The sequence below is a fragment of the Sphingomonas sp. FW306-1B-B10E genome, assembly GCF_058782005.1.
On record NZ_JBYSXG010000088.1, the window covers coordinates 1 to 9,486 of the forward strand.

10 protein-coding genes are annotated in these 9,486 nt (G+C 65.1%); 1 reads left to right on the forward strand and 9 read right to left on the reverse strand.

Annotated elements, in window-relative coordinates; all coding sequences use genetic code 11:
- Nucleotides 1-73: 73 nt before the first annotated feature.
- The 9 genes from AC3WJI_RS20920 to AC3WJI_RS20960 form a co-directional block, all read right to left on the reverse strand.
- Nucleotides 74-853: a lysophospholipid acyltransferase family protein gene (locus tag AC3WJI_RS20920; RefSeq protein ID WP_492759247.1), complete on the reverse strand. Its 780-nt coding sequence runs from the start codon at nucleotides 851-853 to the stop codon at nucleotides 74-76.
- 173 nt (nucleotides 854-1,026) lie between these two features.
- Nucleotides 1,027-1,449 (reverse strand): Fur family transcriptional regulator, encoded by a 423-nt coding sequence (locus AC3WJI_RS20925; RefSeq protein WP_492759238.1) that lies wholly within the window; start codon nucleotides 1,447-1,449, stop codon nucleotides 1,027-1,029.
- 170 nt (nucleotides 1,450-1,619) lie between these two features.
- Nucleotides 1,620-2,033: a Ros/MucR family transcriptional regulator gene (locus tag AC3WJI_RS20930; RefSeq protein WP_492759239.1), complete on the reverse strand. Its 414-nt coding sequence runs from the start codon at nucleotides 2,031-2,033 to the stop codon at nucleotides 1,620-1,622.
- A gap of 109 nt (nucleotides 2,034-2,142) precedes the next feature.
- Nucleotides 2,143-2,619, reverse strand: coding sequence for a GNAT family N-acetyltransferase (locus AC3WJI_RS20935; protein ID WP_492759240.1), 477 nt, complete (start codon nucleotides 2,617-2,619; stop codon nucleotides 2,143-2,145).
- Nucleotides 2,616-3,248, reverse strand: coding sequence for a tRNA (adenosine(37)-N6)-threonylcarbamoyltransferase complex dimerization subunit type 1 TsaB (gene tsaB, locus AC3WJI_RS20940; protein ID WP_492759241.1), 633 nt, complete (start codon nucleotides 3,246-3,248; stop codon nucleotides 2,616-2,618). The genes AC3WJI_RS20935 and tsaB overlap by 4 nt, the downstream gene beginning before the upstream one ends.
- Before the next feature lie 4 nt (nucleotides 3,249-3,252).
- Entirely contained in the window at nucleotides 3,253-3,846 is a 594-nt protein-coding gene (locus AC3WJI_RS20945; RefSeq protein WP_492759242.1) for a malonic semialdehyde reductase, read from the reverse strand.
- Nucleotides 3,847-3,875: 29 nt separating this feature from the next.
- Nucleotides 3,876-4,451, reverse strand: coding sequence for a NifU family protein (locus AC3WJI_RS20950; RefSeq protein WP_492759243.1), 576 nt, complete (start codon nucleotides 4,449-4,451; stop codon nucleotides 3,876-3,878).
- A gap of 72 nt (nucleotides 4,452-4,523) precedes the next feature.
- Complete coding sequence (locus AC3WJI_RS20955; protein WP_492759244.1) at nucleotides 4,524-4,793, reverse strand: hypothetical protein; 270 nt, start codon at nucleotides 4,791-4,793, stop codon at nucleotides 4,524-4,526.
- Between the two features lie 586 nt (nucleotides 4,794-5,379).
- Nucleotides 5,380-6,027 (reverse strand): hypothetical protein, encoded by a 648-nt coding sequence (locus AC3WJI_RS20960; RefSeq protein WP_492759245.1) that lies wholly within the window; start codon nucleotides 6,025-6,027, stop codon nucleotides 5,380-5,382.
- A 545-nt stretch (nucleotides 6,028-6,572) separates the two neighbouring features.
- On the opposite strand from AC3WJI_RS20960, the gene AC3WJI_RS20965 reads away from it, so the two are divergent.
- Nucleotides 6,573-9,446, forward strand: coding sequence for a M16 family metallopeptidase (locus tag AC3WJI_RS20965; RefSeq protein WP_492759246.1), 2,874 nt, complete (start codon nucleotides 6,573-6,575; stop codon nucleotides 9,444-9,446).
- The last annotated feature ends 40 nt before the right edge of the window (nucleotides 9,447-9,486 follow it).

Sequence of the window (9,486 nt, forward strand, 5' to 3'; positions counted from 1 at the left end):
GTTCAGGTCAGGCCCCCGGCCTGACCTGAACCGCGCGGGGCGCGGTTCACCCGACGCTCCTAAAGGGGAGGGGCTATGCGCTTGGCTTCGGCTTGTAGCCGATCGCTTCCTCGGCGTAGCGGAAGGGGCGGAGCGGGTGGCCGAGCGCGGCGACCAGCGCGCCCTCGATTCGCCGCCGGCTCTCCGCGGCGATCGCCTTGCGGCCGGGATAGTCGGCGGGGAAGAACGGCTCGAGGAAGTGGACCCGCAGCGCGAAGCTGCCCTTGCGCGCAAGGATACGCCTGGCGTTGTCGAGCCCGCGCTCCTGGCCGATCCAGCCGATATCCTCGCCGGCATCGCCATAATCGAGCAGTACCGGCTGGACCATCACCCCGGGCGGCGGCGGCTCGAGCACGCGCAGCATCGGCGTCTTGAACGGCAGCAGCGACTTGCCGTCGGTCGTGGTGCCCTCGGGGAAGATCGTGATCGCCCAATTGTCGGCGAGTGCGTCGCGGAGCTGGTTGATCTGGTCGGCGACGCCGAGCCGGTTCTCGCGCTTGACATAGACGGTGCGGTTGAGCCCGGCGAGCCAGCCGACCACCGGCGCCGCGCCGATCTCGGCCTTGGCGACAAAGGCGGTGCCGCTCGCCCCGCCCAGCGCGAGGATGTCGATCCAGCTGAGATGGTTCGAGACGTAGAAGACGTCGCGGCGCAGCGGCGTGCCGATCTTGGCGATGCGCGCACCGGCGATCCACGCGGCGCGGCCGAGGAACCAGCGCGGCCAGGGCGAGGGGAGGCGCAGCAGCCGCCACAGATAGTGCATCGGCACATGGCTCAGCACCGCCAGCAGCAGCAGGACGACGCGGCTCCACATCCGCGCCTGCTCCGCGCCGGTCAGCCGGATCGGGAGGCCTTCGGCGGCGTCGGCGCGGCGGTCGCTATTCACCTGCTCCTCCCGTTCGCCCTGAGCTTGTCGAAGGGCCGTTCTTCTCTTGGTGGTAGAAAGAAAGACGGTGCTTCGACAAGCTCAGCACGAACGGAGATTGGTTACGCCTTGCGGTCGAGCAAGACGCCGTAAAGCTCCATGCGGTGATCGACGAGGCGGAAGCCGAGCCGCTCGGAGATCTGCTTCTGGAGCAATTCGAGCTCGGGATCGACGAACTCGATCACCTTGCCCGATTCGACGTCGATCAGATGGTCGTGATGCGCCTCGGGCGCGGGCTCGTAGCGCGCCCGGCCGTCGCCGAAATCGTGGCGGTCGAGGATGCCTGCTTCCTCGAACAGCCGCACCGTGCGGTAGACCGTGGCGATCGAGATGCCGGGGTCGATCGCGGAGGCGCGCTCATAGACCTTCTCGACATCCGGATGGTCCTCGGCGTCGGAGAGTACGCGCGCGATCACCTTGCGTTGTTCGGTGATGCGCAGCCCCTTGTCGTGGCAGAGCTGCTCGAGATCGATTTTGCGCGGCATGGCGTCGATGTAGCCTTTTGACTCCCCTCCCTGCAAGGGAGGGGTTGGGGGTGGGTGCGAGCGAAGCGAGCCCAACGACACGATTGGGATAAAGAAAAGGCCGGGCATCGAGCCCAGCCTTTTCAAACCCACCCCTTAATCCCCTCCCTTGCAGGGAGGGGAGGGATTTCTCAGCGCTTGCGGCGCTTGGTGCCCAGGCCGATCTTCTTGGCGAGCGTGCGGCGCTGCTCGGCATAGTTGGGAGCGACCATCGGATAGTCAGCAGGAAGATTCCACTTCGCGCGATACTGTTCCGGAGTCATCTGATAGTGCGTCATCAAGTGACGCTTGAGCATCTTGAGCTTCTTGCCGTCTTCCAGGCAGACAATATAGTCCGGCTTCACCGAAGAACGAACCGAAACGGCAGGCTCTTGCTTTACTTCCGGTTCAGCCGTGACGCGGCCAAGGCCAGTCAACGCGCCATGTACATTCTGAATAAGTACCGGAATGTCGGAAACCGCAACACTATTGTTGCTCACATGCGCTGCCACAATATCGGCAGTAAGCGTCACAAGCGTTTCCTGAATATCAGCTGAACCGTCCATCTTATTTCCTTCGACCCATTTTAGCGGTGACTATAGGTGCCACCTGCGGCGGTCCTATCGGACCATTGTAGACCGAAGGCAAGTCGTTAACCTTCAGTTACGAAAAAAATCAGCGAAGCTCCCGGGCGTAGGTATGCGCGTCGAACGCCTGCCCCATCTTGCCCTTATAATAGTTCTTGCGCTCGCCGACCTTCTCGAAACCTTCGCGACGGTATAGCCGGACGGCATCGTTGCCCGCGCGGACTTCGAGATGCAGCTTCGCGACTCCGCGCGACTGTGCTTCGGCGACGACGGCGCGAAGCAGCGCCCCGGCGACGCCGCGGCGCCGGGCGGCCGGGCGAGTCGCGAGCAGCAGCAGCTCAGTCTCGTCGGCAACGACGCGGGCGAGCGCGAAGCCGGCATCCTTGCCGTCGAGGCTGGCGATGACCAGCCAAACGCCGGGGAGCGACAGCATCCCGAGGCATTGCGCGCTGGTCCAGGCCTCGCCGTAACGCGGGTCGAACGCGTCTTCCATGATCCGGCTGACTTCGGCGAGATCCTGCGTGCCGCCTTCGCGCAATTCGGTCACGCTGCCCGCTCCGGTCATGCGAGGCCCCGCTCAGCCAGCGTCTTGGCGTCGGGTGCGCGGCCATAGATCGGCCGCGGCGGCAAGCCGGTCAGTTCGGGCGGCAGCAGCCGGACATCCTCGGCGCGGGGAAGCGAGTCGTTCCAGTCGCCGCGGGGATCGAGCGCGACGAGATGGCGGACCCCGCTGCCGATCGCGGGCCGGCCGCCGAGCGCGGTCAATGCTGCCGCGGGGAGCAGGGATTGGAGCGGGCCTTCGGGCGCGAGCGGCGGTGCGGTGAACGATTGCATGAAGACTTCACCGTGCCCGCCCTCGAGTATCGCGGCAAGTGCGGGCCGTTCCGGGGCGGCCGCAAATCCCGCCGCGGCGAGCAGGGCCAGCGACGAATAGCCCCGGACCTCCGCCTGCCAGCCGATTGCAAGGCCGAGCGCGGCGGCGAGCCCGACGCGCACCCCGGTGAAGCTGCCCGGGCCGACATCGACGAGGATGCGCGGCGCGCGGCCCTGGCCGGGCAGGGCGCCGATCATCGGCACCAGCCGCTCTGCATGGCCGCGTCCGACGACTTCGTGCGCGCTGGCGACGACTTCGCTCCCGCGAAGCAGCGCCACCGAACAGGCAGCGGTCGCGGTCTCGATGACGAGCGTCGGCAATGCCTCAGACGACGCGATTGAACTGTTCGAATTCGGGTCGGGGCAGCCGCCCGAAGATGGTGGAAGGGTCGCCATGGCCCAGTGTCGAGATGAAGTTGGATTTCAGATTGGGCTGGTCGCTGAAGAACGCTTCGTCAACCTTGGCATTGTCGAATCCCGACATGGGACCCGTATCGAAGCCGAGCGCCCGCGCCGCGATCAGCAGATAGGCGCCCTGGAGCGAGGAATTGCGGAAGGCGTTGGCAGTGCGCATGGCATCGTCGGCGAACCAGTTCTTGGCATCGGGCGCGTGCGGGAACAGCCAGTGGAGCTGCTCGGTGAAGCCGAGATCCATGGCGATGATCACGGTAGCCGGCGCCTTGCGGATCTTGTCGCTATTCGTAGCGGTGGCGAGACTGGCGAGCTTGTCCTTGCCCTCCTGGCTCGTCACCCAGACGAAACGCGCCGACTGCTGGTTGGCCGAGGTCGGGCCCATCTTCACCAAATCGTAGATCGCCCGGATATCGACTTCGGTGACAGGCTCATCGGTGAAGCCGTTATAGCTGCGGGCGGTACGAAAGATCGTATCCAGCCCCGCATCATCGAGGGGACGGCCCATGGTTCAATCCTTTCGAGTGAAAGCGGCGCTTAGACCGCGCGGACTTCGGTAACTTCGGGAACGTAATATTTGAGCAATTGCTCGATGCCGTTCTTCAACGTCGCGCTCGAGGACGGGCAGCCGGCGCAGGCGCCCTGCATCTGCAGATAGACCTTGCCCGCATCGAACCCGCGATAGACGATGTCGCCGCCGTCATTGGCGACCGCGGGGCGGATGCGCGTGTCGATCAGCTCGCGGATCTGCGCGACGATCTCGGCATCCTCGGGGGCATCGCCGAAATCACTGCTCTCGGGCGGGACCGAGAAGCCAGCCGCAGTGCCGGCGGCGAATAGCGGCATATTCGCCGAGAAATGATCGAGCAGGATGCCGAGCACATCGGGCTTGAGGTCGCGCCAGTCCACGCCGGGGCCGGCGGTGACCGAGATGAAGTCGCGGCCGAAGAACACCCCGGTCACGTCGCCGAACGAAAAGATCGCACTGGCGAGCGGCGAGGCCTCGGCCTCCTCGGGCGTCGCGAAGTCGCGGGTGCCGGTTTCCATCACCGTGCGGCCGGGAAGGAATTTGAGCGTCGCCGGGTTGGGCGTGGCTTCGGTCTCGATCAGCATGAGGTGCATGTGGCGCTTGGGCGTGCCCGGATCAAGCGCGCGGCCGGAAACGAAAGGTTTCGCGCGGCCAATTCAGGCCTCGTGCTCGTCGTGCCGCGTCGCGCTGCTCACATTCGCGTCGTGACCGCTCTTGTCGCTGAAGAACGCCGCGGCGAACAGCCCGCAGCCGAGCAGAGTCGACAGGAATACGCCGCCGATCGCCGCGAAGATCGCCGAAGGATAGAGCGCGTCGTAGAGCGAGAGATACCAGAGCGCCGCCCCGACCATCAGCACGCCGGCCAGCGCGATCCACCCCAGCATCCGCCGGAATTCGCGCCAGGCCTGGGCATTGTCGGTGGGCATGTTCAATTCCTCTGGGTGCCAGATGGTATTTTACGCATCCGGCTGCAACGGTCGATTGGACGAATTGCCCTACCGTATCGTCATCGTCACCCCGGACTTGTTCCGGGGGCCACTGCGCCACTGGGTGTCGGCAAAGAGGTGCAATCCCTTCGCCCAGTCGCCTGCTGGACCCCGGAACTGGGCCGGGATCCCATAAACGACCGCTGTCGGGGAGGGTGTCGAATGTCTTAGATTGGTGGGAAGTCACCACTTCCGATCCACGGATTGCGTGTCAGCAATGCGCCCCAAATTCGGTCGTTCGCATTTACTATCGGCTGTTGCAGAGCTGCCGTTCGCGTGGGCAATCCAATACGGCCCGGACCGCCCTGACAGGCCCCTGCCTTTCCAGCTTAGGTTGATGCTCTTCTGATCTATCAGATGATCGATCGCAACATGGATGAGCGGCATAGAGGCATACGCTGTACGTAGCGCTACGGGCCGCAATGGGGAACGGCCGCGCTAACGCAGACACGTTAGCGGCCAAGTTTCTAACCGGCTTGATTCGCTGACCCAAGTAGCGCCAGCAAGCATCCCCACCTATTGAATCTCAATATTCATCTGGAAATTCTGGGAGCGATGGCAGAGCCTTTCGAAGGTTCTGACATTCCGTGAGTTGAACGCGGCACTTCAAAATCGCCTTCTCCGCTTCTCCCGGCTCAAACGGAGGACCACTTTGGTTTTTGTACGTTCCCCGCGCCTCTTGGGTGTAGTGCAGGACTTGAACCATTTGACTCAGCTCCCACGTCAGAAGAGAAAGCCGCTGAGATAATCCGTTAAGCGCCTCGGTTGAGATCAATGCCTCCGTCAACTTCCCTTGACGTTGCCAATGCAGTCCCACAGGCACGCCTGGATCAAAAATCCGCGTGTGGATGATGGCGTCGCGGTAGGTTTTATACAGCTGGAACGCCGTCAACGAATCTTCAAAAGCTTTAATGTCTTCTGCCGCAATCCGAAGATCGCGAAATGTCGCTTTAATGATGGCGACTTTTCCGTCGATACCGTTGATGCGGGTCGTCACGTCGCGCCAAACTGCCCACGGTAGATCCAGCCCGCGGAGAAGCGCCCACTCTAGAGATTCTTCGGCTCGATTGTATTCCAGGCAGCATCGCCCCAGAGCGGCCAGCTGCTCAGCAGGGACATCCTTTGCTATATCCATGTGGGAAACCGGCCGAGGAAATAGCGCGTTGCGTTTCATTGGGCACTCCCGTCTCGGCGATGATTGCCCACGTTATCACGTATAGCTGTGAACAGAATGGCTCGACGTTCGATGACATCGACGAGCTAGGCTTCGTTTGGCACTTCGAATATGTGACGCGTACTGCGTAGCTCAGAGCCCATCAGGTTCAGCCGTTAGGACGGATGCCTGATGCAAGCGGGGTGGGTAAGAAGAATCGCATCCGTATCCCCACCTTCGGTTGACGCCTCGGGAAAATGGCGCGGCCGCCGAAGAAGGGGGCGCTTAGCTCAGTTGGTAGAGCATCTCGTTACGCCGGAAGGTCGGCCGGACAACGTCCACTTCTCCTACTCGGCCCCTGCAAGCTGCCGGTCTGCTGACGACCCAATTTCAGTCCTCCGACAATGAGGATCGCAGTATCCGCCATTGAGGCGTTTCCTGCCGGTCCGCTTTACGAGTCCACGCCCCTAGCTCGGTGTCACTAAAGCCGCCGCCTAAAGCCCCCGTACACCTGCGCGAAAGGTACGCGGTGGCAAGCGCGCAGTTTCGCCACTAGATGGGGGTCCATGCTTCGTTTCCTGCGGTCGCCGCTCCTCGCCTCCTTTGCCCTTCTCGCGCTCGCGCCGGCCGCGCCGGTGCTGGCGCAGACCGCGCCGCGTCCGGTCCAGACCGCCGACGATCCCTGGCTCTACAAGGGCAGCGATCTCGTCCATGACGACGAATGGAAGTTCGGCCGGCTGTCGAACGGGGTGCGCTATGCGGTGCGCAAGAACGGCGTGCCCCCCGGCCAGGTCTCGGTGCGCGTGCGGATCGACGCCGGCTCGCTCAACGAGCAGGACAGCGAGCGCGGCTTTGCGCATTTGCTCGAACACCTCTCGTTCCGCGGCTCGACCTTCGTGCCCGACGGCGAGTCGAAGCGGATCTGGCAGCGGCTCGGGGTGACCTTCGGCTCGGATTCGAACGCGAGCACGACCTTCACCGAGACCGTCTACAAGCTCGATCTGCCGACCGCGACCGCGGCGGGGCTCGACGAGAGCTTCAAGATCCTCACCGGCATGATGTCGGCGCCGGCGATCACCCAGGCCTCGCTCGATGCCGAGCGTCCGGTGGTGCTGGCAGAGGCGCGCGAGCAGCCGGGCGCGCAGGAGCGGCTGCAGGATACGATGCTCGGGCTGATGTTCGCCGGCCAGCCGGTCTCCAATCGCAAGCCGATCGGCACCACCGCCGCGCTCACTGCCGCGACCCCCGCGACGGTCAAGGCGTTCCACGATCGCTGGTACCGCCCCGATCGCGCCGTGGTGATCGTGATCGGCGACATGGACCCGGCGGTGCTCGAGGCGATGGTCCAGAAGCATTTCTCGACCTGGACCGCGAACCGCCCGGCCACCCCGGCGCCCGATTTCGGCAAGCCCGTGGCCGAGGGCCATCCGGTCGCCGCGAGCATCGTCGAGCCGGCGGTGCCGACCATGGCGATGATGACGATCGTGCGCCCCTGGACGGTGTTCAGCGACACGGTGATCTTCAACCAGAAGCGGATGATCGACCTGGTCGCGATCCGTATCCTCAACCGCCGCCTCGAATCGCGCGCGCGCTCGGGCGGCAGCTTCGTCGGCGCCGGCGCCGATCTCAGCGACGTCGCGCGCTCGGCCAACGTCACCACGGTCAACGTCATGCCGGTCGGCGACGATTGGGAGACGGCGCTGCGCGACGTGCGCGGCGCGATCGCCGACTTGCAGACCACCGCGCCGACCCAGGCCGAGATCGACCGCGAGCTCGCCGAGATCGAATCCTCGATGAAGCAGCGCATCGCCACCGCGCCGGTCGAATCGGGGATGAAGATCGCCGACGACCTGGTCGAGGCAGTCGACATCAACGAGACGGTGACCACGCCCCAGGCGTCGTACGACATCTTCAAGAGCGCGGTCGCCGCCAGGATGTTCACGCCGGTGACGGTGCAGGCCGCGGCGAAGCGCGTGTTCGAGGGGACGGCGACCCGCGCCTTGGTCAACACCCATACCCCCGATCCGCAGCTGATGGCCAAGGTCACCGCCGCGCTCCAGGCTGACGTCGTCGCCAATGGCGGCAAGCGCCGCGCGCTCGGCAATGTCAGCTTCGCGCAGCTGCCCAAGCTGGGCGCGCCGGGCAAGATGGTCAGCCGCGAGGCGTTGCTCCCCGAGCTCGAGATCGAGAAGGTCGTGTTCGCCAATGGCGTGAACCTGCTGATGCGCAAGGATTCGTCCGAAGTCGGCAAGGTCTATGTCAATGTCCGCTTCGGCCGCGGCCTCAACGCGCTGCCCAACCGGCCGAGCCCGGCCTGGGCGGGCGAGATGGCCTTGGTCGCCGGCGGGGTCGGCAAGCTCGGCCAGGAAGAGCTCGACGCACTGATCGGCCGCCGCCAGATCGGCTTCGACTTCGACGTGGCCGGCGATGCCTTCCGCTTCAGCGGGCAGACCAATAAGGACGATCTGACCGACCAGTTGCGGCTGTTCGCCGCCAAGCTGGCCGCGCCGGCCTGGGATCCCAACCCGGTGACCCGCGCCAAGACCGCGGTGCTCTCGGGCTATGCCGGGCTGTCCTCGTCGCCCGACGCGGTGCTCGGCCGCGACCTGGAGAAATTGCTCCATTCGGGCGATCCGCGCTGGGGCATCCCCGAGCGCGAGACGATCGAGGCGACCACGCCGGCGAGCTTCCGTAAGCTGTGGGAGCCGCTGCTCGCCACCGGTCCGATCGAAGTCGAAGTGTTCGGCGACATGGATTCGGACGCCACGATCAAGGCGGTCGGCGAGACCTTCGGTGCGCTCAAGCCCCGCGCGGCGAGCACTGCGCCGGTGCCCGCGGTGCCGTTCCCGGCGCATGCCGACAAGCCGGTGGTGCGCAACCATACCGGCAAGGCCGACCAGGCCGCGGCGGTGATCGCCTGGCCGACCGGCGCGGGCAGCGCGGGCATCACCGAGAGCCGCAAGCTCGAAGTGCTCGCCGCGATCTTCCGAGACCGGCTGATCGACCAGTTGCGCAGCAAGGCGGGGGTCAGCTATTCGCCCAACGTTGCGAGCCAGTGGCCGCTCGGCATGGAATCGGGCGGCAAGCTGATCGCATTGGGCATGGTGCCGCCGGACAAGACCGGCTTCTTCTTCGAGCTCGCCCGCGGGATCGCCGCCGATCTCGTCGCCAAACCGGTCGACGCCGACGAGCTCAACCGTGCGCTCACCCCGATCAAGCAGCAGCTGATCCGCCAGTCGAGCGGCAACATGTTCTGGATGCGGCTGGTCGAGGGCGGCAGCTACGATCCGGCGCGGATAGCCGCGGTCAGCACGCTCGCCCGCGACGTCGCGACCACCTCGCCGATCGAGATCCAGGGGCTGGCGCAGAAATATCTGCGGCCCGATCGGGACTGGACGATGACGGTGGTCCCCGGTCCGGGCGCACAGGCTGGGGGCTGAACCTTCTCAAGCCCCTCCCCTTCAGGGGAGGGGCTTGAGA

What these genes read in the sequence shown, in the direction of transcription:
- AC3WJI_RS20920 (WP_492759247.1), bottom strand. Translation starts at nt 853, where the DNA reads ATGTGGAGCCGCGTCGTCCTGCTGCTGCTGGCGGTGCTGAGCCATGTG.
- AC3WJI_RS20925 (WP_492759238.1), bottom strand. Translation starts at nt 1,449, where the DNA reads ATGCCGCGCAAAATCGATCTCGAGCAGCTCTGCCACGACAAGGGGCTG.
- AC3WJI_RS20930 (WP_492759239.1), bottom strand. Translation starts at nt 2,033, where the DNA reads ATGGACGGTTCAGCTGATATTCAGGAAACGCTTGTGACGCTTACTGCC.
- AC3WJI_RS20935 (WP_492759240.1), bottom strand. Translation starts at nt 2,619, where the DNA reads ATGACCGGAGCGGGCAGCGTGACCGAATTGCGCGAAGGCGGCACGCAG.
- AC3WJI_RS20945 (WP_492759242.1), bottom strand. Translation starts at nt 3,846, where the DNA reads ATGGGCCGTCCCCTCGATGATGCGGGGCTGGATACGATCTTTCGTACC.
- AC3WJI_RS20950 (WP_492759243.1), bottom strand. Translation starts at nt 4,451, where the DNA reads ATGCTGATCGAGACCGAAGCCACGCCCAACCCGGCGACGCTCAAATTC.
- AC3WJI_RS20955 (WP_492759244.1), bottom strand. Translation starts at nt 4,793, where the DNA reads ATGCCCACCGACAATGCCCAGGCCTGGCGCGAATTCCGGCGGATGCTG.
- AC3WJI_RS20960 (WP_492759245.1), bottom strand. Translation starts at nt 6,027, where the DNA reads ATGAAACGCAACGCGCTATTTCCTCGGCCGGTTTCCCACATGGATATA.
- AC3WJI_RS20965 (WP_492759246.1), top strand. Translation starts at nt 6,573, where the DNA reads ATGCTTCGTTTCCTGCGGTCGCCGCTCCTCGCCTCCTTTGCCCTTCTC.